The sequence below is a fragment of the Aureimonas sp. OT7 genome, from assembly GCF_014844055.1.
Lineage (GTDB): Bacteria > Pseudomonadota > Alphaproteobacteria > Rhizobiales > Rhizobiaceae > Aureimonas > Aureimonas altamirensis_A.
Genome location: NZ_CP062167.1, coordinates 109,225 through 132,930, shown reverse-complemented (window position 1 = coordinate 132,930; position 23,706 = coordinate 109,225). Strand labels below are relative to the sequence as shown.

The 23,706-nt window shown below is 62.3% G+C and carries 26 protein-coding genes; 7 read left to right on the top strand and 19 right to left on the bottom strand.

The annotated features are described in order from the left end of the window. Positions 1 to 70: 70 nt before the first annotated feature. Positions 71 to 1,576, bottom strand: coding sequence for an MFS transporter (locus IGS74_RS00670; RefSeq protein ID WP_012092670.1), 1,506 nt, complete (start codon positions 1,574 to 1,576; stop codon positions 71 to 73). 469 nt (positions 1,577 to 2,045) lie between these two features. On the opposite strand from IGS74_RS00670, the gene IGS74_RS00665 reads away from it, so the two are divergent. Then, complete coding sequence (locus IGS74_RS00665; protein ID WP_012092671.1) at positions 2,046 to 2,261, top strand: heavy-metal-associated domain-containing protein; 216 nt, start codon at positions 2,046 to 2,048, stop codon at positions 2,259 to 2,261. A gap of 81 nt (positions 2,262 to 2,342) precedes the next feature. Here the strand turns inward: IGS74_RS00665 and IGS74_RS00660 are convergent, their stop codons facing one another. The 8 genes from IGS74_RS00660 to IGS74_RS00625 all read right to left on the bottom strand — a co-directional run bounded on the left by IGS74_RS00660 (position 2,343) and on the right by IGS74_RS00625 (position 11,551). After that, a complete protein-coding gene (locus tag IGS74_RS00660) occupies positions 2,343 to 2,831 on the bottom strand; it encodes a YqaA family protein (RefSeq protein WP_231771508.1) in 489 nt (162 codons plus the stop codon). A gap of 83 nt (positions 2,832 to 2,914) precedes the next feature. Next, positions 2,915 to 4,273 (bottom strand): DUF305 domain-containing protein, encoded by a 1,359-nt coding sequence (locus IGS74_RS00655; RefSeq protein ID WP_231771507.1) that lies wholly within the window; start codon positions 4,271 to 4,273, stop codon positions 2,915 to 2,917. Between the two features lie 313 nt (positions 4,274 to 4,586). Then, positions 4,587 to 4,997 carry a hypothetical protein gene (locus IGS74_RS00650; RefSeq protein ID WP_028034404.1) on the bottom strand — a complete coding sequence of 137 codons (411 nt, stop codon included), beginning with the start codon at positions 4,995 to 4,997 and terminating at the stop codon, positions 4,587 to 4,589. 178 nt (positions 4,998 to 5,175) lie between these two features. Next, positions 5,176 to 5,664: a DUF411 domain-containing protein gene (locus IGS74_RS00645; RefSeq protein WP_012092675.1), complete on the bottom strand. Its 489-nt coding sequence runs from the start codon at positions 5,662 to 5,664 to the stop codon at positions 5,176 to 5,178. Positions 5,665 to 5,964: 300 nt separating this feature from the next. After that, positions 5,965 to 8,352 carry a heavy metal translocating P-type ATPase gene (locus IGS74_RS00640; protein WP_012092676.1) on the bottom strand — a complete coding sequence of 796 codons (2,388 nt, stop codon included), beginning with the start codon at positions 8,350 to 8,352 and terminating at the stop codon, positions 5,965 to 5,967. Positions 8,353 to 8,457: 105 nt separating this feature from the next. After that, positions 8,458 to 9,429: a cation diffusion facilitator family transporter gene (locus IGS74_RS00635; protein WP_012092677.1), complete on the bottom strand. Its 972-nt coding sequence runs from the start codon at positions 9,427 to 9,429 to the stop codon at positions 8,458 to 8,460. 63 nt (positions 9,430 to 9,492) lie between these two features. Beyond that, positions 9,493 to 11,001, bottom strand: coding sequence for a multicopper oxidase domain-containing protein (locus tag IGS74_RS00630; protein WP_192388687.1), 1,509 nt, complete (start codon positions 10,999 to 11,001; stop codon positions 9,493 to 9,495). A gap of 73 nt (positions 11,002 to 11,074) precedes the next feature. Further along, complete coding sequence (locus IGS74_RS00625; protein ID WP_197057541.1) at positions 11,075 to 11,551, bottom strand: hypothetical protein; 477 nt, start codon at positions 11,549 to 11,551, stop codon at positions 11,075 to 11,077. Here IGS74_RS00625 and IGS74_RS00620 point away from each other — a divergent pair. Further along, the gene (locus IGS74_RS00620) at positions 11,550 to 12,011 is read left to right on the top strand and encodes a cytochrome c (protein WP_028034407.1); all 462 of its coding nucleotides are present in this window, start codon (positions 11,550 to 11,552) and stop codon (positions 12,009 to 12,011) included. The two genes, IGS74_RS00625 and IGS74_RS00620, sit on opposite strands and share 2 nt — an antisense overlap. Before the next feature lie 106 nt (positions 12,012 to 12,117). Here the strand turns inward: IGS74_RS00620 and IGS74_RS00615 are convergent, their stop codons facing one another. The 5 genes from IGS74_RS00615 to IGS74_RS00595 are packed head-to-tail and all read right to left on the bottom strand — an operon-like array spanning position 12,118 to position 16,765. Next, on the bottom strand, positions 12,118 to 12,324 hold the full coding sequence (locus tag IGS74_RS00615; protein WP_028034408.1) for a hypothetical protein: 207 nt from the start codon (positions 12,322 to 12,324) through the stop codon (positions 12,118 to 12,120). Between the two features lie 2 nt (positions 12,325 to 12,326). Then, complete coding sequence (gene cueR / locus IGS74_RS00610) at positions 12,327 to 12,842, bottom strand: Cu(I)-responsive transcriptional regulator (RefSeq protein WP_012092680.1); 516 nt, start codon at positions 12,840 to 12,842, stop codon at positions 12,327 to 12,329. Positions 12,843 to 12,862: 20 nt separating this feature from the next. Continuing rightward, on the bottom strand, positions 12,863 to 13,879 hold the full coding sequence (locus tag IGS74_RS00605) for a 2Fe-2S iron-sulfur cluster-binding protein (protein ID WP_012092681.1): 1,017 nt from the start codon (positions 13,877 to 13,879) through the stop codon (positions 12,863 to 12,865). 11 nt (positions 13,880 to 13,890) lie between these two features. Then, a complete protein-coding gene (locus IGS74_RS00600; protein ID WP_012092682.1) occupies positions 13,891 to 14,154 on the bottom strand; it encodes a glutaredoxin family protein in 264 nt (87 codons plus the stop codon). Positions 14,155 to 14,206: 52 nt separating this feature from the next. Then, the gene (locus IGS74_RS00595) at positions 14,207 to 16,765 is read right to left on the bottom strand and encodes a heavy metal translocating P-type ATPase (RefSeq protein ID WP_192388686.1); all 2,559 of its coding nucleotides are present in this window, start codon (positions 16,763 to 16,765) and stop codon (positions 14,207 to 14,209) included. Between the two features lie 159 nt (positions 16,766 to 16,924). On the opposite strand from IGS74_RS00595, the gene IGS74_RS00590 reads away from it, so the two are divergent. Next, complete coding sequence (locus IGS74_RS00590) at positions 16,925 to 17,119, top strand: heavy-metal-associated domain-containing protein (RefSeq protein ID WP_012092684.1); 195 nt, start codon at positions 16,925 to 16,927, stop codon at positions 17,117 to 17,119. A 14-nt stretch (positions 17,120 to 17,133) separates the two neighbouring features. Further along, on the top strand, positions 17,134 to 17,538 hold the full coding sequence (locus IGS74_RS00585) for a DUF305 domain-containing protein (RefSeq protein WP_012092685.1): 405 nt from the start codon (positions 17,134 to 17,136) through the stop codon (positions 17,536 to 17,538). A 104-nt stretch (positions 17,539 to 17,642) separates the two neighbouring features. Here the strand turns inward: IGS74_RS00585 and IGS74_RS00580 are convergent, their stop codons facing one another. After that, entirely contained in the window at positions 17,643 to 17,819 is a 177-nt protein-coding gene (locus IGS74_RS00580) for a hypothetical protein (protein WP_156122387.1), read from the bottom strand. Between the two features lie 178 nt (positions 17,820 to 17,997). On the opposite strand from IGS74_RS00580, the gene IGS74_RS00575 reads away from it, so the two are divergent. The 3 genes from IGS74_RS00575 to IGS74_RS00565 are packed head-to-tail and all read left to right on the top strand — an operon-like array spanning position 17,998 to position 19,585. Continuing rightward, the gene (locus tag IGS74_RS00575) at positions 17,998 to 18,273 is read left to right on the top strand and encodes a metal-sensitive transcriptional regulator (protein ID WP_028034411.1); all 276 of its coding nucleotides are present in this window, start codon (positions 17,998 to 18,000) and stop codon (positions 18,271 to 18,273) included. Between the two features lie 18 nt (positions 18,274 to 18,291). Further along, positions 18,292 to 19,059: a glutaredoxin family protein gene (locus IGS74_RS00570; RefSeq protein ID WP_012092687.1), complete on the top strand. Its 768-nt coding sequence runs from the start codon at positions 18,292 to 18,294 to the stop codon at positions 19,057 to 19,059. Positions 19,060 to 19,081: 22 nt separating this feature from the next. After that, positions 19,082 to 19,585 (top strand): DUF305 domain-containing protein, encoded by a 504-nt coding sequence (locus IGS74_RS00565; protein ID WP_012092688.1) that lies wholly within the window; start codon positions 19,082 to 19,084, stop codon positions 19,583 to 19,585. A gap of 131 nt (positions 19,586 to 19,716) precedes the next feature. On the opposite strand, the gene IGS74_RS00560 is transcribed toward IGS74_RS00565, so the two are convergent. The 4 genes from IGS74_RS00560 to IGS74_RS00545 form a co-directional block, all read right to left on the bottom strand. Continuing rightward, the gene (locus IGS74_RS00560; RefSeq protein ID WP_012092689.1) at positions 19,717 to 20,517 is read right to left on the bottom strand and encodes a TlpA disulfide reductase family protein; all 801 of its coding nucleotides are present in this window, start codon (positions 20,515 to 20,517) and stop codon (positions 19,717 to 19,719) included. 1 nt (position 20,518) lies between these two features. Further along, positions 20,519 to 22,336, bottom strand: coding sequence for a protein-disulfide reductase DsbD (gene dsbD / locus IGS74_RS00555; protein WP_034658536.1), 1,818 nt, complete (start codon positions 22,334 to 22,336; stop codon positions 20,519 to 20,521). Positions 22,337 to 22,368: 32 nt separating this feature from the next. Continuing rightward, complete coding sequence (locus tag IGS74_RS00550; RefSeq protein ID WP_037092232.1) at positions 22,369 to 22,977, bottom strand: DsbA family protein; 609 nt, start codon at positions 22,975 to 22,977, stop codon at positions 22,369 to 22,371. Between the two features lie 186 nt (positions 22,978 to 23,163). Continuing rightward, complete coding sequence (locus IGS74_RS00545; protein WP_012092692.1) at positions 23,164 to 23,703, bottom strand: thioredoxin family protein; 540 nt, start codon at positions 23,701 to 23,703, stop codon at positions 23,164 to 23,166. Between the last annotated feature and the right edge of the window lie 3 nt (positions 23,704 to 23,706).

Below are 23,706 nucleotides of genomic sequence, written 5' to 3'. Positions count from 1 at the left end.
AGGCGTCTGCGCAAGGCCTACGGCGGGTAGCGCGCCACGGAACCGCGCCGTAGGCTTAATGACTATCCTGTCAATGGACAGCGATCGTGCCGGTAGAAACCTGTCCCCTCTTAGCGTTGACCAGAACCGCGGCAATGACTGCGGCAATCACGAGGGCAGCTCCAGCTCCCGCAAGCGCAAGACCATAACCGTGGATCAGCGCATCGCTGGCCGATCTCACTAGCCCGGCGTCACCCGTCTCCCGCCCGCGATAGAGGGCGGCGAGTGCACCCGGCAACCTGCCAGCCGTGGCAGAGACTGCGATGGTCGAAAGGACGGCCAGCCCCAAGGCGACGCCGATCTGTTGCGAGGCGTTGAAGAGCGCCGATGCGATGCCCGTCTCCTGTGTCTGCACGCCTTTGACGGCGGTCAGCGCCAGTGCAATCACGGCCCCCACGAAACCGAAAGCGGTGAGGAAGGCCGCGGGCATGAAGTGCCACATATAGTTGAGTTCCTGTCCGATATTGGCGAGCCAGAACAAGGCAGCGCCGCCTATTAGTGCGGCGGGCGCTGCCACCTCGCGCGGCGCAAACCGCGTGACAAGCTTGGAACTGACAATGGCCCCAACGATAATACCCGCACCGAATGGCAGGAACGCCAGCGCGGTCATGATCGGGCTGTAGCCGAGGATGTGCTGCAAATAGAGCGTCAGCAGATAGATCATCCCCATCGGACCGAAGCCCAGCAGCAGCATGGCGAGGTAGGAACCCGCCCGGTTGCGCTCCTTGAACAGACGTGGCGGCAGAAGCGGGTCTTTGCTGCGCGACTGCAAGATCAGGAACAGCGGCAGCAGGATCGCGGCGGTAGCGAACGAGGCGAGCGTGATGCTGTCCGTCCAGCCATGTTCGCCGCCACGGGTGATCCCATAGACGAGCGCGGCCATGCCCACAATGCTGGTGAGCGCGCCGGTGAAGTCCGGGCGGCCTTTGTGCAGTTCCGCCTCGACAAGCGTTCTTGACCCCGCCAGCACAGCCAGGCCGATGGGAATGTTGATGAAGAAGGCCCAGCGCCAGCCCAGCAGCCCCGTCAGCAGCCCGCCGAGGATCAGCCCGGCGATGATACCAAGGCCGGACATTGCTCCGTAAACGGCCATCGCTCCGTTGCGCGCCTTGCCTTCGGGGAAGGTCGTCGCGATCAAGGCAAGAGCATTGGGGGCCGTCAGCGCCGCACCCACGCCCTGTAGACCGCGTGACGCGATTATGCTCATGCTGTCCTGGGCAAGCCCGACGAACAGGGAAGCAATGGTGAAGATCGCCATGCCCGCCTGCAGCATGCGCCGCCGGCCATAGATATCGCCCAACCTGCCGCCGAACAGCAGCAGTCCACCAAAGGCGAGAACGTAGGCGTTGATCACCCAAGGCAGGCTCGCAGCCGACATTCCGAGTTCGTTCTGGAGTGTCGGCAGGGCGATGTTCGCGATGGTATCGTCAAGCACCACCATGAGCTGAGCCGTCGCAATGACGGCCAGCGGCAATGTCGTGCTTGCAGGTGACGAAGCCACCGGAGGCTTCGGCGTTTGGGGGGAGAGCGTAGACATCCGGAGTTCCTGTTATTTTTCATGGGGCGTTCAGATGTCGCAGACCCCTAATCCTTCCAACGGCTGGAAGGTCAAGAACAAATTGCTTCCCAAATCCGCTGAAACTTGATCTATAAGCCGATGAGCTGCACATCGCCCACATTTTGCATGCGAGAAGCGCCGATCAGGCAATGGCGATCAGTGGTCTAGCTGGCCATGACATGACCAGATTCGTCGTTCACGGACGGGCCGAGCGGCCTGGCGCGGCAGGAACGGGCGGCGGTCAGACGGTCCTAGCAGCAAATTCGCCGGAACAAGGTTCGTCTTGACATGCTTCCTTCCTGATCCATTGCACCCCAGATGGGGCTTCCAACAATGGGAAGGTCAAGGCCGCCTTGGCCGCGATATCATTTTTCCTCGTTGACCCTTGACCTTGCCAACGTGGCAAGGACCAGATTTGTCCGTGAACGCCCAACAGAGGAGAGTTCGCATGTTCCGATTCACTGCTCCCGACATGACTTGCGGCGGCTGCGCGCGCCGGGTCAACAACGCGCTTCTGAGCGTCGATCCGGCGGCTGATGTCACCACCAATCCACCCACCCGCGAAGTGACGGTCACCACGAAGGTGGACGAGCAGGTACTCCCCGCCGCCTTAACCGAGGCAGGCTATCCGGCCGAACGCAAGGACCAGTCGGCGGCCGCGTGAGGCTTCTGGGCGCGGTGGCGGCTCGGCTGCGCCCCTTCGTCTCCGCCATTCTCAACAGCTCGACTCGACGTGCAAGTACACTCAAGAACCGCTCCACCAGAGAAATGCGCCGGCGACAAAGAGATAGCGTGCCGCTTTGCCGATCGACACGAATATGAGAAAACGAGAAAGGTCAACTCGCAGTGCTCCTGCCACAACTGTCAGCGGATCGCCGATAATCGGCAGCCAGGACAAGAGTAGAGACCACACGCCATAACGTCCGTACCAATCTGATGCACGGCTAAATGACCTGTCGTCAATCGGAAACCAGCGATGGTCTCGAAACCCTGAGAGGAACCTGCCCAGCGCCCAGTTCACCAAGGAGCCGAGCACATTTCCTGCCGTTGCGACGCCCACTAGGGTGACGAGGTTGGCCTGTCCCATTGTTAGAAGAGTCAGGAGCGCTGCCTCGGACGACCCTGGTAGGAGGGTCGCCGACGTGAACGCGCTTACGAAAAGGGCGGCATATGCGACAAGATCAGTTCCGATGTCTGCAACCAATGCCGTGCTGCCTCGAAGTTCGTCATGCACGCCGGCTCTGCTCATCGACGCCAATAGCTATTCTCAATTCTCAAGTCTGGCGCCAGAGCTGTTTCGCTCCGGCGCCGCGCTGCTTACTGGTTCGATCCGGCGTAGACTATGCCGTTCGGGCGATCGCCGACCGGCACGGTCTTGAGCACTTCCTGGCTCGCCACGTCGATGATCGAAACGCTGTCATCGGCAATGTTCGTTACGAACACGAATGCCCCGTCAGCCGATGCCGAGACGCCGTGGGCGCCGCTCCCGGTGGTGATCGTCTCGATCACGTTTCCGGACTCAATCTCGATCACGGAGACCGTGTCGTTCGGTTCCGCCTCGGTGCCCTGATTGGCCACATAGACGTAGGCTCCATCCGGGGTGGCGAACATCTGGATCGGGTTCGGCCCGACGTCGATCCTGTTCGTCACCTCGCGGGATGCGGTGTCGATGACGGCCACCCGGTTCTCGTCTCGAAGAGAGACGTAGACCTGATCGCCCGAGGGCGTGAACCCGACCTGAACAGGCGCTGCGCCCACCGGAATGCGCGCAACCTCGGTCAGCTCCTGCGTGTCGATGACGGAGACCGAGCCGTCCTCGACATTGGCCACATAGAGCTCGCTCTCATCCGGGTTGAGGCGCAGCCCGTGCGGATAGGCTCCGGTCGTGATGTGCTCGATCACCGAAGCCGCTGCGAGATCAACGACCGCAATCTCGTTCCCGCCGGACAGCGAAACATAGGCGCGGCCGCTACGATCGGCGACGACATGCGCCGGATGCGCACCGACTTCTACAGTGCCGACGGGTTGTGACAGCTGCTGCGGATCGAGCACCACCAGAAGCCCGTTGCCGGCATCGGCATGTCCCTGGTCATCCGATCCGTGAGCGTGATCGGAGGCAGCGCTCCCGACGGCGAGCAACAGCCTCCCGTCCGGTGTCCGATCGACATTGTGCGGTGAGACTCCGATCTGCACCGTCTCGACCGAACCCGTGCCGAGTTCGATGGCGCTGATCGAATTGTCGCCCTCGTTGGCGGAGTACACGGTTCCGCCTGTCTCGACCAAGCCGGCAGGCTGCTGGCCGGCATTCCTGTCCAGCCACGCCTGCATTTCGGCGATCTCACGTTCCTGTGCTTCAATGATCTGAGACGCCCACTCTCTTGTCTGCGGGTCATCTCCGTATCGCTGCACGATCTTCGCCATGTCGACCGCACCCTGATGGTGCGGGATCATGCCCCGGATGAAAGCGACGTCCGGGTCCTCGGCCATGACGCCCTCCATCATCGGACCGTGCATCTCCTCCATCGCATCGACATAGGCCTTGGTGAAGTCGGCGACATCGGCGTCGGCTGGAGCCGACTCTCCGCCTTGGGGAGCGGCCATCCCACCGTGCATCATGCCGCCCTGCATCATCTGCTGCATGGCGTCCATGCACGCTTGGGGCATGGTCTCCATCATGGCCCGGCATTCCTTCGGCATGTCCTGCATCGAAGGCATCTGTCCTGAAGGGGACATGGAGGCAGGGGCCCGTTCCTCCTGGGCCTGCGGCGTCTGAGGGTGATGGGCGTCATGCTCTGCCTGCTGCGCCAGAGCAGCGCCGGAGACTCCCATCAAGAGACTGGCAGAAAGGGCAACTATTGTTCGGTACGTCATGGTTCATCCTTTGGCACCGGAGAGCCGCGTCTAATTTCTGGACGCGCGCCTACCGTGGCTTCGTCTGACTGTTTGCTGCTTGAGTGCCGAGAAGAACACCTCCCGGCCGATGCGTTCACTACGCAGGGGCGGTCAGACGCGGTGGTGTCAGGAGGACTGAAGGATTTCGGCCCAGATCGCTGGCCTGGAAACCGAGCAATGGCTCGCCGTCCGAGGATGGCATCACAGGCGGCGCCTCGGGTAGCAGGGCAACAATGGTGCAGAGCTGGCCGCAATCGCGGTCCGGCGCCGTTTCAGTGTGACAGCATCGTTCGTCCGCAGCCTTGCTTCGGTCGTCGGAGTAATTCGAATGGGCCTCATGCTGTGCACCCGCAACGGTCTGATCCTGATACGAGCCGTGTGTGCCCGGGCTGGCATGCGCCGCTGCCAGGAAAACAAAAGCGCTGAACGCAAGCAGCAGCAGGCCTGTCAGGAACTGGCGGAGCCAGTCGCCTTTCGATCCGAAAGCCGCAGTCGAGCTCCTGCTCATGGCTTGGCTTCTTTGTCGAGGTCGGGATGGAGAGTTGCCACGCACCAGATGACATCCTTGCGGCCGTCAGTATCCGAGCCCAGGCAACCAGAGCTCCTGACAAAGGCAGGGTCTGCCCCGCAGGCCCGGTTCTGGATCGGACTGATGGCGACCGGATGGATCATGAGCACCGTTCCACTCAGATCTCCCGCGCGCCGCGGAAACGCCCGAAGGTTTTCTGGACGGAAGGGCCGAACAGGAACACCTCGTATGGCTCGGGGACCACGCCGGGAAAGTCCATGCCGGGGGAGCCGGCGGGCATTCCGGGAACCGCAAGCCCTGTCGCGAGCGGGCGCGCGGCCAGGAGGCGGCGAAGCGCGGCGGCCGGCACATGTCCTTCGATGACATAGCCGTCCACTTCGGCCGTATGGCAGGAGTACAACGCCGCCGGGACGCCGAGCCGCTGCTTGAGGCTTTCGACCTCGCTCGATTCCACGACGCTCACCGGGAAGCCGGCCGCCTCGATATGCTCGACCCATGCGCCGCAGCACCCGCAATTCGTATCCTTGGTGACGGTCACCAGAGGCAGTCCTGCCGAGCGAACCGTTCCCGCCGTTGAGAGCAGGAGGGGGAACGCGGTGGCGCTGGCGAGGAAGGAGCGCCTGCTGATCATATGGATGGTTTGCATCTCAGTTCCTCCATCTGGGCCGCAACTTCGTCAAAGCTGGATCACCGGAAAAATACGTATTTGATCAAAGCGGCGGCGGTAAGGAGCACGAGCACCAGAAGAACGATGCCCCACATCATCCCGCCCGACATCATGACATTGCATCATGGCCTGTTCTGCCCTTCCGTCGCAAAGATACTCATAGCGGCCCCCTTCGCCGCAGACTTTGACTTAGCGCAAGGATGGGACGGTATCCGGGCTGTTGGCGCCACCATCGTCACCAATTTTTCCAGATGGAGGACCTTCGCCCACGTCAGCCTCCTACAATCTCGTGACCCGCAGCCGGGAGGCGTTCGCGATGACGCTCACCGACGACAGCGCCATGGCGGCGGCCGCGATGATCGGCGACAGCAGGATGTCGAAGAACGGGTAGAGCACCCCGGCCGCCACCGGCACGCCGAGCGCGTTGTAAATGAAGGCGAAGAATAGGTTCTGGCGGATGTTGCGCATGACAGCCTCCGAGAGCCGGCGCGCGCGGACGATGCCCGTGAGATCGCCCTTGAGCAATGTGACGCCTGCGCTTTCCATTGCCACATCGGTACCGGTGCCCATGGCGATGCCCACATCGGCCGCCGCCAGCGCCGGTGCGTCGTTCACGCCGTCGCCTGCCATCGCCACCACCTCGCCTGCCGCCTTGTGACGCTGCACGACCGCGCTTTTCTGGTCGGGCAGGACCTCGGCCTCGACCTCGTCGATGCCGAGCCGGCGCGCGACCGCCTTGGCCGTGGTCCAGTTATCACCCGTAAGCATGACAACGCGGATTCCCTGCGCCTTCAGCGCGGCAAGCGCCTCGGGCGTCGAGGGCTTGACCGGATCGGCGATGGCGAAGATGGCAGCGATGCGGTTGTCCACTCCCATGAAGATCGCGGTTGCCCCGTCCTCGCGCAGCCGGTCGGCCTCATCCGCCAGTGGGGCGACATCAACGCCTTGCTCGGCTAGGAACTTGGCATTTCCAAGGGGAATGCGCTTGCCTTCGACCGTGCCGTAGGCGCCTTTGCCGGTCGGCGAGTCGAAATCCGCGACCGGTGCGGTCACGATCCCCCGCTCCTCGGCAGCGCGAACGATGGCCAGCGCCAGCGGATGCTCGCTGGCCCGCTCCACGCTGGCGGCAAGCCGCAAAGCCTCGTCCTCGGTGAACCCCGGCGCCGGCACGATTGCGGTGACGGCGGGTCGTCCCTCGGTCAGCGTACCGGTCTTGTCGACTATGATGGTATCGACCTTCTCCATATGCTCCAGCGCCTCGGCGTTCTTGATCAGCACGCCCGCCTGTGCGCCACGCCCGACGCCGACCATGATCGACATCGGCGTTGCCAGCCCGAGCGCACAGGGACAGGCGATGATCAGCACGGAAACCGCCGCGATCAGACCGAAGGAGAAGCGCGGCTCCGGACCCCAGATCGACCAGGTTATGAAGGCAAGGATTGCGACCACGATCACCGCCGGCACGAACCAGCCCGACACCTGATCGGCGAGGCGCTGGATCGGCGCGCGACTACGCTGCGCCTCGGCGACGAGCTGGACGATCTGCGACAGCATGGTGTCGCGGCCGACCTTCTTCGCCTCGATCACCAGCGCGCCGGACTGGTTCATGGTGCCGCCGATGGCGGTGGCGCCGACCTCCTTGGTGACCGGCATCGACTCGCCAGTCACCATCGATTCATCGACGGCGCTGCGTCCTTCCAGAACTTCGCCATCGACCGGCACCTTCTCGCCGGGACGCACCCGCAGGCGGTCGCCGACCCGAACGGTGTCGAGTTGAACCTCCTCCTCGGTGCCGTCGTCACGAATGATCCGGGCGGTCTTGGGGGCGAGGTCGAGCAGCGCCCGGATCGCGCCGCTGGTGCTCTCGCGCGCCCGCAATTCCAACACCTGCCCGAGCAGCACGAGCACAGTGATGACCGCGGCCGCCTCGAAATAGACCGCGACCGAGCCGTCATGCTGGCGGAATGCATCTGGGAAGATGCCCGGCGCCAGCGTGGCGACGACGCTGTATATCCACGCCGTTCCCGTGCCCATGGCGATCAGTGTAAACATGTTGAGGCTGCGGTTGACGAGCGACTGCCAGCCACGCTGGAAGAACGGCCAGCCCGCCCAGAGAACGACCGGCGTTGCGAGGATCAGTTGCAGCCAGTTCGAGACCTGCTGCCCGATGGCATGAGTCAGCCCGAACAGATGCCCGCCCATCTCGAGAATGAACACCGGGATCGCCAGAACGAGGCCGATCCAGAAGCGGCGTGTCATGTCGATCAGTTCGACATTGGGCTCGGCCTCAAGGCTGACCAGTACCGGCTCCAGCGCCATGCCGCAGATCGGGCATGATCCGGGGCCGTCCTGCCGGATCTCAGGATGCATCGGGCAGGTATAGACCGTCCCCTCGAGAATCGGTACTACCTCCGCCGCCGCCGGATCGAGATAGCTTTCGGGCTCGGCCAGGAACTTCGCGCGGCACCCGGCCGAGCAGAAATAATAGGGCCGGCCCGCATGCTCGGCCTTGTGCTGGGCCGTGTGGGGATCGACAATCATGCCGCAGACCGGGTCCTTGACCTTGTGCGTGTCGTCCTGCGCGACGGCCCCGTGATCATGCGCATGACCTTGGGCGGAATGAGCGTGACTCTGATTCTGGTGATCGTGTTCGGTCTTGCTGGCCATTTTCACGCCTCCTCGGCGTCTTATCCTAAGCTTGCTCTTCGCCTATTCTGCGCCTTCCAACCGTTGGAAGGTCAAGAGGTGATCGGAATCCGGGGTTCCTGCCAATCAGTGATTGTCGTGGATCTTTCCGATGCTGGTCCGTTCTTGCCCCGTCTGAGACTGCATGATGTCAATCTCGGCCGCAGAGTCCTCGCCGTCGAGGCAGTATTCCTCGATCTGCAACGTCGAGAAGTAGATGTTGAAACGCTCGCGCAGGAGATTGCTTGCTTGTCGCAGCACCCGTTCGCCTTCCTGAAAGTCCCCAACGCAGACGTGGCTTGAGAATACATTGCGCCCGGATGTCAGACTCCAGGCATGGACGTGGTGCACGTCGGTAACCCCCTCTAGCTGCCGTATGGCCTCGATGGCGGCCTCCAAGTCGAGGTCTTCGGGCGTGCCTTGCAGCAGGATGTGCAATGCCTCGCGCATAATACCCCAGGAAGCCCAGAGCAGCAGCAGTCCGAAGGCCATGCCAAGCAGCGGATCGATGGCCACAAAGCCCGTGAATCGGATCACCAGCGCCGAGACGATGATGAGGAAGCTGCCGACGAAGGTCTGCAGGATGTGCCAATACGCACCCCGCATATTCAGGTTGTCCTTCTGGCGCTCGTACATGAGCCAGAGCGCGACAAGCTCGGTGGCGATGCCGCCCGCTGCGGCGATCAACATCGGCGTCGTGGCCAGTTCGATGGGCTCCATGAGGCGCATCGCGCCCATCCACAGCACGTAGAGAGCCATGGCGACGAGGAAGAGGCCGTTGAAGAGGGCCCCCAGGATCTCCGCCCGAATGTAGCCGAAGGTGCGCGAGGGGCTGGATTTTCGCTCACCCAGACGCATGGCGACCAGCGCAATGAGCACGCCGCCCACGGCCGAGAAGGTGTGGAAGGCATCCGACATGACGGCGACTGAGCCCGTCCAGATGCCGATCCCGAGTTCCACGATGAAGTAAAGGCCGGTAAGCCAGCCCGAAATGACGAGCGCTTTGCGATCACCACTCGCCGGCATGTGGCCGGCATGACCGCCGTGAGACATTGACATAGGGTTCACCTCCTTGTTGCACAGGAGGACGCCGGTGCCGGCGTCCTCCTGCCAGCACGCTGCCTATGCGCTGACCGCGAATTCGGTCATCATGCCTGTTTCAAGATGCGGCATGTGATGGCAATGCAGCATCCAGCGCGCGGCTTCTCCGGCATCGAGTGCCACGTCGACCATCGACATCGGCGGCACATACACCGTGTCCCGCTGCGCGCCCGTGACCGCACGTCCATTCAGCCCGACGACCTGGAACACATGGCCGTGGAGATGCATCGGGTGACCCATCATCGACATATTGTGGAAGGACAGCACGATCCGTTCGCCGCGCCTCGCGGTAACCGCGCGATGCTGGCCCCAGACGGCACCGTTGATCGTCCACACATAGGGCTGCATCGAGCCGCCCAGCATCACCATGTGGCTGCGGTCCACCGGCCGCTCCGGCAAGGATTCGGAAGCGATCAGGCGCGTCTCCTGCGCAAGGTCGGTGTCAAAGGCCGGTGCTTCGGTCTCTGCCAAAGCATCAATGTGCCGTATCTCGGCGCCCGGAGTGGCAAGGATCAGACCGGTGCGCTCCCGCGCGCCTTCTCGCAGCGCGAGGATCGGCCAGGCACCGCCCTCCGAAGGCAGGTCGATCTCAAGGTCGAGCCGTTGGCCCATGGCCAGACCGAACCTCGTGCCGGAGAGCGGCTGAACGGCATGGCCATCAACCGCGACGAGCCGGGCCTGCGCTTCGCCGGTGTCGAGCCAGAACACCGTCGCCGCAGCGGCGTTGATGACCCGCAGGCGGATACGCCCGCCGCGCTCGACCTGCACCACTTCCGGGTCCGAGAGCGTACGATCATTGGCAAGATAGGCGTCCCAGTCGTAGTCGTTGAGGTCCATCGTCATGCCGTCCATGGTCCCCATTCCCATCATGCCGCCCTTGGCGCCGTGATCCATGCCAGTCATCGGCATGTTTCCCATCGCGCCGTGGTTCATACCTGACATTCCGCCCGTGCCTGTGCCTGTGCCGCTTCCGTGATTGCCCGTGGCACCATGGCCGGACTTGATCTCCGCCATCACCTCTTCGGGTGCCTTGAATGAGAAATCATGCAGAAACAGTACCACCTCCTGCCGGTCAGCGGCGACATCCTCGGCGCTGCGCACGATCAGGGGCGCGGCCAGAAGGCGCATCTCGTGCAGCGGAACATGCGCGTGCATCCAATAGGTGCCGGGCAGCGGTGCGAAGTCATAGGCGCGAGTCTCGCCGGGGGCGAGCATCGGCAAGGGCATGTCGGGCACGCCATCCTGCGCATTGGGCGGGATCTGGCCGTGCCAGTGGATCAGTGTGGCGGTGTCGAGTTCGTTCGTTAGATCCACCCGGAACGGCATGCCGGGATCGAGTGTCAGGCCCTGTCCGGATGGCCCGGCAAGGCCCCAGACAGTGGCGGCGCGTCCGTCGATGTCGAGCGTGCGGCTGGCGGCGCGAAGCGATAGCGGCGTGGCGTCCTGCGCTGCCGCCATCCGGGGCACCTGAGCGTAGGCCAGCATGGCCGCGCCAGCGGCGAGAAAGCCGCGTCGTGAAAGGGTATTCATGGTCGTCTCCTCGGGACCGCAGTCCCGTTCCTCAAAGCTGTCGGAAGGCCGCGGGCCGAATGCCCGGGCGCGATCAGAGGAGACGGATCTTCGGAGGGCGTTCGTTCAGTCCGAGCGCCCGACCGGGAATGCTGGCATCAGGCGGCAGAACATAGGCGGTTGACGTGTATTGGTTTCCAGAACCACCGCTCGGTGATACGAGAAAGATTGAAAAACCTGCACAAACCAGTTCACAGGTTCCCGCATCCATGTCTGCCGATCCGCAGTGTTTGCTGGTGCATGCAGGCTCAATGCCGGCTGCAGAGTTTGTAATCTCGCCCACATGCACAGCCTGTTCCGGCGGTATGCTCATTCGTGCCGCGTGCGCGGAGAATGCCATCGTCATGACGGCGACGCCGATTATGGCAAGCATGGAGACAACGCGCGCAAACATACTGGAACGATAGGTACTACTCACCGGAATGTCTATTGCAAATGGTGTCGCACCACTGGCAAATCCTCCTTGCCATCTCGTGCGTTGCAATTCCTCGTTACTGAACATGCGTGCCATGCGAAAGAAGCTCCTAAATACATTCTGGGCAGGGTCGCTCCTCGCAGGTGCGATCGTGGCGACATTGGCTGGGTGGCATTACGCCCGTTCCGAATCCATCGCTGCGGCATCAGCGGAGGTCGTCGAGCAGGGCCGACAAGTCTATGCGGATCAATGCGCGTCTTGCCACGGTGCGAATCTCGAAGGGCAGCCGGACTGGCGCTCGCCGCCTCCCTCCGGTCGGCTGCCCGCACCGCCGCACGACGAGAGCGGCCACACCTGGCACCATGCCGATGAGATGCTGTTCCGCATCGTCAAGGAGGGTACAGCGGCCATCGTCGGAGGGAGCTATGAGAGCGACATGCCTGGTTTTGCCGATGCCCTGAGCGACGGCGAGATCCGGGCTGTCCTCGCTTTTATTAAGAGTACTTGGCCGGAACGAGAGCGCGGATATCAGGAGGAGGTCTCCCGCCGCCGCTGAGTTTCGGAGTCCCGCCTACGCGGGCAGTTGTTGACCTGCGAAGTCGGCATTGACCCGTCCCGTTTCCGGCTCATCCATCCTTGGGCCTCATTGAACGGATGATGTCCTAGTGATGCCGCTGACATTTTTTCGGAGGCACAGGAAGTTCTCCGATAGCCAGATAAGCTTGAGACAACGGCTTGTGCGAAGCTGCGACGCCGAGCCCTCGCGCATCAATCAGTTCAAGAGCCTGCAATAGCTTCTCGGCAACTTCCATGTCGCCGTCCGAACATGCCCGTTTGAACAGGTGCAGGATTTCGCCGGCAAGCGTCATGGCTATTGCTCCCTGGCACCGTGACCGCTTCTTTCCGCCTTCGCCGACACGACGGGCCTCGTGTGCTCGAACCTGTTCCCTGTCGCGCCGGAACGATCGCGGGTGTGTGTGGGGCTGGTCTCAGGGTCATCAGTCGTCGCCAACTCATCGATGATCGGGCAGTCCGGCCGGGCATTGCCCCGGCAGTTCTCGGCAAGGTGCTTGAGCGTCATGCTCATCTCCCTGAGTTCACGCGCCTTCCGTTCAAGTTCTTCGACATGCTCGAGCGCCACGCGCTTGACGTCCGCGCTCGCCCGGTCTCGGTCTCGCCAGAGCGCAAGCAGTTCCGTCATTTTCTCGACCGAGAAACCGAGATCGCGCGCACGCCTGATAAAACGCAACGTATGCACGTCCTTATCGGAGTAATCCCGGTATCCGCTATCCGTCCGCGACGCTTCCGCGATCAATCCGATCGATTCGTAGTAGCGGATCATCTTCGCCGAGACGCCTGATGCCGCCGCTGCTTTACCGATGTTCATCGCTGGTTCCTTTCTTCGACTTATGTAGGCGCTTCTTCGGGCGTAAAAAACACGTCCGCATGTATGTCCTCGCCGCGCAAGCCCAGTTCGCGAAGCATGATGCCGGAAGCATCGATCATGGCAGGCGGTCCGGCCATATATGCCTTCCAGCCATTGAGGTCCTGCACGTCACTCACGATCGCATCCGTTACCAGGCCGGTTCGGAAGTGATCGGATCGGCTCACCTCCGAAAGCACGGGCATGAAGGTGAGGTTGTCGTAGGTGCTCGCCAGAAGACTGAAATGATCGACGAGATAGAGATCACGTTCCGTCCGTGCCCCGAAATAGAGATGGATCGGCTGCCGCAGGCCGCTTGCCAGCGCCGTTTCGACAATCGACTTGATCGGCGCCAGTCCCGATCCGCCGGCGACCGCCAGAATTGGACCCGTATGCTGTTCGCGCAGAAACGAACTGCCGAGCGGCCCGCGAACCGAAACCTCGTCGCCGACCTTGAGTGACCTGGCGACGTGTTCGCTCGTCGCTCCACCGGGCACATGCCTGATGTGGAATTCGAGATGGTCTCGACCCGGCTGGTTCGCCATCGAATAGTCGCGCGCCGGAACGCCATCGAACGTCACCTGCGCATACTGGCCCGCCTTGAACGCGACGGCCTCTCCCGTTTCGACCTCCAGCCTGATTTGCCGGATGTCGTGGGTTGCGTCATCGATCGCGACAACCCGCGTGCGATAGGTGCGGACGGGAAGATCAAGCTGTTCTTCCTCCTCATCGAGCCATGCGACCGTGCAATCCGTGAGCGGCTGCGCGCGGCATGCAAGGATCAGTCCCTGAGACCGCTCATCGTCCGTCAGGGCAAAGCGCGTGTGCGGCAGAAGATCGACCTCGCCGCTGACCAGTCGGGACTTGCACGAGCCGCAGCGGCCCGAACGGCATCCATGAGGATATGCGATCCCTTCTTCTAGCGCTCTCTCCAGAATGGTTCGGCCATCCGGCACGTCGATGATGCGCCCCGCCTGCCGAATTTCGATTTGTCTTCCCATGACAATCTCCCTCAGGCGGCGCCCGATGACAGGGCTTCCGCCAGACGAGGTTTCTGGTCAGCAAAGGTGCCATAGAAGACCTGTTCGTTGACAATCGTGATCGGGGCAACGCGCACGCCGGTCCGCGCTTTCGCCTCTTCGGCGATCTGCGGATCTGACAGGTCACGCTCTTCGAATGGGACACCCTGGTCAGCAAGCCATCGCTTGACGGCATGGCAATCGGGGCAGGTTGGCGTGGTATACAGCACCACTGACGGAGTTCCCGTATTGGTCATCGCTTCATTCCTTTACATGTGGCGAGCCTGCCGAAGCAGGCTCGCCTGTTTCTCATTCCGCAGGCGCAAGTTCAGGCTGACGGGGCCGGACTGCGCCGCTTTCCGCCTGCGCGGGCGCGCGGAAGGTCTTGAGCCTCAGCGCGTTGCCGAGGACGAAGACGCTCGACAGGGCCATCGCGCCGGCGGCAAAGACCGGCGACAGCAGGATGCCGTAGGCCGGATAGAGCAGACCGGCGGCAACGGGGATCAGAGCCGTGTTGTAGGCAAAGGCCCAGAACAGGTTCTGCCGGATGTTGCCGATCGTCGCCTTGGACAGTGCGATCGCGTTCGGCACGCCTTGCAGGCTGCCCGACATCAGCACCACGTCGGCTGCCTCGATGGCAATGTCCGTACCCGTGCCGATGGCAAGGCCCACATCCGCTTCGGCCAGCGCCGGAGCGTCGTTGATGCCATCGCCGACGAAAGCGACCTTGCCATGCTGGGCTTTGAGGCGGCGTACAGCGTCGACCTTGCCGTCCGGCAGCACTTCCGCCACCACCTCGTCGATCCCCAGCCGAGCCGCGATGGCTTTTGCCGTGCGGGCATTGTCGCCGGTGATCATCGCGACCTTGAGGCCGAGATCGTGCAGCGCCTTGATCGCTGCGGGCGTCGTCTCCTTGATCGGATCGGCCACGGCGATAATCGCCGCGAGCTTGCCGTCGATGGCGGCATAGAGCGGTGACTTGCCCTCATTGCCGAGACGTTCGGCAATCTTGGCGAAGGCAGCTACGTCGTGGCCGAGGTCTGCCATGTAGCGGTCAGCGCCAATCTCGACTTGGCTGCCGCCGACCATGGCCTTGACGCCGAAACCCGTCACCGACTCGAAGTCCGACACGGCCGGCAGCGGGATGTCCTCCCCGGCGGCCGCATCCACGATCGCACGGGCGATCGGATGCTCCGACTTCGCTTCGACGGCCGCAACCAAACCGAGGACATTTGCCCGGTTGAATCCGATGGCCAGTTCCAGATCGGTGAGCGCAGGCTTGCCTTCGGTCAGTGTGCCCGTCTTGTCGACGGCGACGACCCTGGCGTCCTTGAGCAGCTGCAACGCTTCGCCCTTGCGGAAGAGCACGCCCAGTTCCGCACCGCGGCCCGTGCCCACCATGATCGAGGTCGGCGTCGCCAGACCCATGGCGCAGGGGCAGGCGATGATCAGGACGGCGACGGCATTGACCAGAGCGAAGGTCAGCGCGGGCGACGGGCCGAACCACATCCATGCGGCGAAGGTGAGGATCGCTACCGCAAACACCGCCGGCACAAAATACATCGTGACCTTGTCGACCAGCGCCTGGATCGGTAGCTTTGAGCCTTGCGCTTCCTCGACCATGCGGATGATCTGCGACAGCACCGTGTTGCCGCCGACCGCCGTCGCACGGATGGCAAAGGCGCCCTTCTGGTTCACCGTTCCGGCCACGACCTCGCTGCCATTCGTTTTGGACACCGGGATCGGTTCGCCCGTGATCATCGATTCGTCGACATAGCTCTGGCCTTCGATGACCTCGCCATCCACCGGGATGCGATCGCCGGGACGAACCTCGACGATGTCTCCCGACAGCACGGCGTCGATCGGCAGTTCGATCGTCTTGCCGTCCCTGCGCACGCGCGCCATCTTGGCCTGAAGGCCGACGAGACGCTTGATCGCCTCGGAGGTGCGTCCCTTGGCACGAGCCTCCAGCAAACGGCCGAGCAGGATCAGCGTCACGATGACGGCGGCAGCCTCGAAATAGACGTTCACCGTTCCGGCAGGCAGGAAACCGGGCGCGAAGGTCGCGACCTGCGAATAGCCATAGGCGGCGAGCGTGCCGACCGCGACCAGCGAGTTCATGTCGGGGGCGAGCCGCCACAGGGCGGGCAGCCCCTTGTCGTAAAAGCGGATACCCGGAACGAACAGGACGATGGTCGTCAACACGAACTGGATATACCAGTTCGTCTGCATGCCGATGGTTGAAGCGATCAGGTCATGCATGCCCGGAATGACGTGTGAGCCCATCTCCAGGATGAAGACAGGCACCGTCAGCACCGCCGCGATGGTGAAATCGCGGGTCAGTTCACGACGTTCCGCTTCCTTCTTTTCGGTACGATCATCCGTCTCGCCCTGGCTGGTTCCTGCCGCCGTGGCGATCACCCTGGCGTCGTATCCCGCGCCCTCGATGGCAGCCACCAAAGCCGCCGCATCGGCGCTGCCCTGGATCGTGGCCTTCTCGGTCGCGAGGTTGACGACGGCATTAGTGACGCCGGGTACGGCCTTGAGCGCCTTTTCGACGCGTCCCACGCAGGATGCGCAGGTCATGCCCTCGATCGCCACTTCAAGCGAGGCTGCCGTCGGCGCGGAGAAGCTTGCCGCAACCTCATAGCCTACATCCTCCACGGCCTTGACGAGAGTGGCAGGATCGACCGCAGCGTTCGTGGTGATGCTCGCCTTTTCGGTCGCCAGATTGACGACCGCATCGGCGACGCCAGGCACGGCCTTGAGGGCTCTTTCGACACGACCTACGCAGGATGCACAGGTCATCCCCTCAATGGGGAGTGATATCGTTCCAGACAGGTCTGTTGCTCGAACGGGGGCATTCATAGCCGCCTCCTTTTTTGTCCCGAAATTCCAGTTCGGACAGAAGATGGGATTTCCAACCATGGGAAGGTCAAGAGGACAAACAGAGAAAAATCGCCATTGACCTTCCCATGGTTGGAAGCCCCACATTTGGCAACGTGAGACCAAACAAGGAGAATTCTCATGGAACTCAGAATCGAGAACATGACCTGCGGTGGCTGCGCAAAATCCGTCACCAAGGCGATCCAGTCAGTCGACCCCACCGCCAGGGTGGAGACGAATCCGGAGGCGCGGGCGGTCAAGGTTGAGACGACTGCTAGTGCGGGGGCTATTCAGCAGGTTCTCGAAGAAGCCGGCTATCCTGCAACTGTAAACTGACCAGGAGCTGTGTCATGAACAAGCTCACCCCGATCTTCATTGCCGGCGCGTTCGTCATTGCTGGCGGACTCGCCTACGCACAGTCTCAGATGGACGAGCAAGGCCAAGGAGCGACCATGAATCACGGCGAACATGCCGGACACGGCGCCACCGCGCCTTCGGATAACCCTGTCATTCGCGCCTACCAGCAAGTCAACGACAAGATGCATGCCGATATGGCGATCGAGTTTACGGGCGATGCGGATGAGGATTTCATGCGCGGCATGATCCCCCATCACCAGGGCGCCATCGACATGGCTCGTGTCGTTCTCGAACACGGATCAGACCCCGAGGTGCGAGCACTTGCTGAGGAGGTCATCTCCGCCCAGGAGGCGGAAATCGCGCAGATGCAGGAATGGCTGGCCAAGCGCAGCCAATGAGACGGTGAAGGGCGGATCAATTCCGCCCTTTTCCTTTGCCGGTCATCAGCACGAGGACGGTTGCCACCGCGAAGGCGACAAGCGCCCCATCGGTGCGCCTTCGGTCAAGGCAAACGGCTCGCGTGGACGCTGAACCACGTCTGGAACCCTGTTTCGAAAATGGTGATGCGTCCGCGGGCCTCGACCAGGGATAACAGCGTATCGGCCAGATCCCTGACCGCAAGCAACCCGACCCGAAGCTCTCCAACTGCGGCGATCAGATTCTCGGCTCTGATCTTCATGTCCATCTCCTTCGTTTGGCCCTCCAAGATGAGGGTTCCAACCATTGGAAGGTCAACCCCACTGATGATCGCGACAATGGTGCAAAGCAGACAGAAAGCGCCGGCGAGATTTTTTGATCGGAGGGAACCAAGATGGCTCTCGAACCTTAAATATACCCATACGGGGTATTTTACGGCCATGTGCCAGAAGGACAACAAAGCCCTCCGCGCGAGGCTCAAGCGAATCGAAGGACAGGTGCGAGGGGTCAGCCAGATGGTGGCCGATGACCGTTACTGCATCGATATCCTGCATCAGATCCACGCCATCAAGGCGGCGCTGGCCAAGGTCGAGACCGAAATCCTCAAGACCCACGCCGCTTGCTGTGTCGAGGAAGCGATAGCGGCAGGTGATGCGGACGCGCAACGCCGCAAATTCAGCGAGTTGGTCGAGGTGTTCGCAAAAGCAAAACTCTGAAATCGAAGGACTGACGACATGGCCACTTCCACCGCAAAACGCGCCGACCTGCACAGGATGGTGACCCACGAACATACCTGTCCCTACGGTCTCAAATCGCTCGACCTCCTGAAACGGCAGGGCTACGAGGTCAACGATCATGAGCTGACGTCGCGCGCCGAGATCGATGCTTTCAAGAAAACGCACGGCGTCGACACCACACCGCAGACCTTTATCGGCGGCAATCGCATCGGCGGCTACGACGATCTTCTCGCCTTCTTCGGCAAGGAGGTAAAGGACAAGGACGCCACCACCTATACGCCGGTGATCGCGTTGTTCGCGATGGCTGCGTTGATGGCGCTAGCGACGAGTTGGGCCGCGTTCGGTACCCTTGCGACCGTTGCGGCGGCAGAATGGTTCATTGCCATCGCCATGTGTCTGCTCGCCCTGCAGAAGCTCAAGGACGTGGAAAGCTTCGCTACCATGTTCCTCAACTACGATCTGTTCGCCCAGCGCTGGGTGCGCTACTCCTACGTCTATCCGTTCGCCGAAGCGCTGGCGGGCATCCTGATGATGGCCGGCGCGCTGATGTGGCTGTCGATCCCCGTTGCCCTCTTCATCGGCACTGTCGGAGCCGTATCGGTCTTCAAGGCGGTCTATATCGACAAGCGCGAACTCAAATGCGCCTGCGTTGGCGGTGACAGCAACGTTCCGCTCGGCTTCGTCTCGCTGACGGAGAACCTGATGATGGTCGGAATGGCGATCTGGATGCTACTCAAGCCCATGGGCATCGGTCTCGGACATTAAGCGAAAACCAAGGAGCCACGAGATGACCCAATCGTCCCATAATGGCAAGCACGAACACGCCGATCACGGCGAAGGACGTCCCTACCTGATGTTCTGGATCAACATGGCGCTCGGCCTGATCGTCATGTACGTCGTCATGTTCTCGATGATCGACGGATTTCAAGATTTCCGAAACAATCTCAACATGTTCTACATGGCCGTGACCATGTGGGCGCCGATGGGCATCTTCATGCTGGCAACGATGCCCGGCATGTTTCCGCGAAAAGGGCTCAATATCACCCTCTACGCCGTCTTCCTCGTCTTGACGATCGCCTCATTCGCAGCCACACGAAGCCAAACCCTGATCGGTGACGGGCAGTTCATCGATTCGATGATCCCGCACCACTCGGGCGCGATCCTCATGTGCCGGGAAGCAGACCTGCGCGATGCTGAATTGCTGACGCTTTGCGAAGAAATCATCGCAGCCCAGCGCAGCGAGATCGAGCAGATGGAGACAATTAAGGCTCGTCTCGATCAAAGGCCCTAAGACCTGTTGCCTTGCCCAATAGCGTCCGAGAATGGCAGGCTCAATGAGGATTGCATGACAAAACATCATGAGGATGGTCGCAGCTTCGTCACGGTCGTCAGCAAAAGCCAGCCGTGCCGGACCTGCGGCGGCTATTCGAGACCTTGAATGCCGCTCACGAGGGCTTCTCTTGAGATCTCGCCCATGTGTACCGATTGCAGCGTCCCGTCGCTCTTGAGGAACAACGTAGCCGGCAGGCCCGGTACCTCGTAATGACGACCGAACTCACCGAGTCCGTCGAGCACCACATGCTCAAGCTCAAGATTCTCGGCTGTGAGGTAGCGCTGAATGATCTCCTGGCCTTCACCTTGGTTGACGAAGACAAGTTCGGCAGCGTCCGTATTTGCGGCAACGTCCGCCATCATCGGCATTTCACGGCGGCAGGGCGGGCACCACGTCGCCCACAGGTTGATGACCACAGGTTGACCTTCGAGTTCACTTGGATTGAACCGTTCTCCGGCCAGCGTGCGGTAGATGTCTCCGGTCGGCAGCGGTGTCGCCGGCACGCCGGCGCTGAGCTGCAGTACGAAGAACGCGACATAGGCCGCAGCGGCGCTCGGCAGGGCCGTCCACAATGTGAGCCGCAATTCGCGCCGGAAGCGAAAGAACGTGTAGGCGAACGCCAGCGCAATGCCGGCTTCGATCATGAAGCCGCCCTGCCACATGTAGAATACGCGCAGCGGCTCGGCGAGGAAACTGCTCGCGTGCTGGATGACGTGCCCGACGCGCGCGCCGACCACGAAAGCGACGGTCGCGCCCCAGGCCCAGGACGAAAAGCGCTGATCGACCTTGCGGGCGAGGATCTCGCTCAGCAGGAGAAAGGCGGCGATGGCGAGGATCGCGGCGAAGCGGTCGGGTGCGAAGACGAAAGGCCCGATGGCGACTGCGTTCATCTCACTGCCTCGCCTGAGAGACCGATGTCAGCAACGTATCGGTTGTCACATCGCCGATGAGGCGGGAGCCGTTTGCCTCCGAGGCATTTCGGTTGAAGAAGATCATGGTCGGTGGGCCGACCACAGCAAGATCGCGCATCAGACCCTGACTGGCCTCATCCAGTCCGGTCAGATCCACCTTGACACGCTGGAAGTCGTTCAGTGCGGCAACGATTTCCGTGCTCGAAAAGACGTCGCGTTCGATCGTCTTGCAGATGACGCACCAGTCGGCCGTGAAATAGACCAATGTCGGACGTCCGTTGGCAGAGGCAATCGCTTGCTCGACCTGCGGCGTCGAGTTTGCCTCGATGAATGTCATCTCGGACTGGGCGATCTGCTGGCCCGAACCGGTCATGACGAAGTGGGCGAGCGGACGTAGCGGGTCGGTCCCGCCCGACGCCGCCCCGATCGCCAGGATGACGCCGCCGAGGGAAACCCCAAGTCCGGCGGCTTTGCGGAAACGTGGCCAGGCACCCGCATCGGCCAGGAGCCGATCAGCGACGCCGATGAAGACCGCAACAATCAAGAGGAGGCCCGCCCAAAGCGCCAGCGTCACTTGCGGCGGCAGGATTCGGGAGACCATCCAGATCGCCGCGCCGAGAAAGACGAAGCCGAACGCGTATTTGACCTGCACCATCCACGCCCCCGCACGCGGCAGAGCGCGGCTCCCCATCGTGCCAAAGGCGATCAGCGGAATGCCTTGGCCGAGCCCGAGGGCAAACAGCGCACTCGCGCCGATCCAGGCATCGCCCGTATGTGCGATATAGAGAAGTGCCGCGGCGAGCGGCGCGGTGACGCAGGGACCGACGATCAGCGCGGAAAGGAAGCCCATTCCGGCGGCTCCGCCCACCGAGCCGCGCGTGCCGGCCTGTACCCCTGCCATCCGGCTGACCCAGGTGGTCGGCAGTTGCAGTTCGAACAGGCCGAACATCGCCGTCGCCAGCACGACGAACAGCGCTGCGACGGCGCCAATGGCGTAGGGCGATTGCAGCACCATCTGGAGGTTTTGGCCGGACCACGCGGCAACCACGCCAAGCAGGCCAAACGCTGCGGCCATTGCCAGCACATAGGCCAAAGACAGGATGAAGCCGCGCCGGGCCGTCAATGCCTCGCCCTCGCGCGCCAGGGTCGCGCTCAGGATCGGATACATGGGCAGCACGCAGGGCGTGAAGGCGAGCAACAGCCCGAAGGCGAGGAAACTCACGATCACCCAGATCGCACCGCCGCTGGCGAGAAGCGAGCCGACCATGCCGCCGTCCTGCGTGTCCTCAGCCAGGCTGAAGCCGCCGTTTCCCGTCCCTCCGGCAGGGGCGGCCGGAGTTGGACCTATGCCAAAGCCGACAACGGGTTCGGAAACCTGAAGGTTTGCCGTGTTGACCGTCAGGGTCAGCGGCGGATAGCAGATCGAATCCTTCTTGCAGCCCTGATAGGTGACTGCGACCTGCCCGGGCGCTTCAGTGCCGAGACGTGCCACCGCTTCAAGATAATAGACCTCCGAAGGACCGAAGTTGGCATCCTCTGTCTCCACGACGCCCGGTCCAGTCGACAGCGGGATCGGCTCGCCGGTCGCGGCATCCTTCGCTTCCAGATGATCGCGATAGAGGTAATAGCCTTCCTCGATTTCCCACCGGAGTTGGATCTGCTGATCCGCATTCCGCTCAACCGAGAAACGGAAGGCTTCCTCGGCTTGCAGGAGATCCTCCTGTTGCGCCGCGGCGGGCAGCGACAGGAAGACGAAGAACAGGCCAGCAAGGAGGCGGAGTATGGGCATTGAGGACATGAAATTACTCGGATGATCGCGATCGGGATGCATCAAGACGCTTCGCGAGCGTCTGCGACAACCTGGCGGAAGCCGTCCTCGTCGAGGGCGGAGGCGACGAGAAACCGACCGATCAGAAACACGGGCGTGCCACGCAGACCGAGCCCCTCGGCCTGCGCGTTATTGCGCTGAAGCAAGGCGGTGATCTCGGCGTCGCGGCGGTTGGCTTCGGTCTCGAGACCCGCCGTGTCGAAGCCGGCACCTTCCAATGCCTGTCGCATCTGCTCTTCTGGCACCCGCGACCCTTCGATACCCATCAACGCCAGATAGGCTTCCTCGTAGCGGTTCTGATACCCGGCCGCCAACGCCAGCTTTGCGCCATAGACCGAAGACTGCGCGAGGATCGGCCAGTCCTTGTAGACGTGACGCACATTGCCGTCCGATTCCAGCACCGTATTCAGCGGCTCGACGGTGCGCTTGCAGAAAGGACAGTTATAGTCAAAGAACGAGACGATCGTCAGGTCGCCGTTCGGGTTGCCGCCGACCGGCGCCTCCGGGTCGTTCAGGATCATCTCGGCTGACATGTCGTCGGCACGCACGGGCATGGCAAAGCCGGCGGCAGCGAGCGCCGCCAGGCCCGAGAGCAAGGTCCGCCGACTCAATGCACCGCGGAACGGCGGCCTACCCATAGCGAAAGGATGAGGTCTACGTGTGCAGAGGCGCCGATCGTGCATGGTCTCAAAGCTCCAGATCATGGATATTGAAGCGAGCGCACTCTCCCGAGCTTAAGACAGTCTTAAGGACCGCATTGAGCCGAAGATGCGACGGCAGTTTATCCTGACTCCGGACTATCGGGTGAACGGCCGCAACCGCCGCATGAGATCGCGCCTGCTGAACGGTCCGACCGAACGGGTGCCGTTGTATTCCTGTCCGGTGGCTGCATCCACGACGAAGAATGTCGGCGGGCCGCTCGCTCGAAGGTGGGAGAGGAGCTGGCGGTTTCCCTCGTCCATCGCCGTGACGTCCACCTTGACGAGAGGGACAGCCTCAAGGTGTTGCAGCACAGCAGGGTGGGCGAGGATTTCCCGCTCAATGCGGTGGCACACCGCGCACCAATCCGCACGGATGTCGATGAGCGCGAAGCTATGTGTTCGTGCGATCTGCTCCAGTCTCTCCCGGTAGGAAGCGACGTCCGTGACCATTGCAGCCGGATTGGCGGCGGCCATCCCGCTGGGAGTCGCCAACAATCCTACCGGCACCACCAGGCCCCCGAGCAGAAGCTCGCGGCGGGTCCATTGGTCATTCTTGCGTCGAGCATCAGCATCGATGCCGCATCCAACACCTTCCGCGGACGCTACGGCGTTGTTTCTTAAAAGTCGCGTCCGCATCCT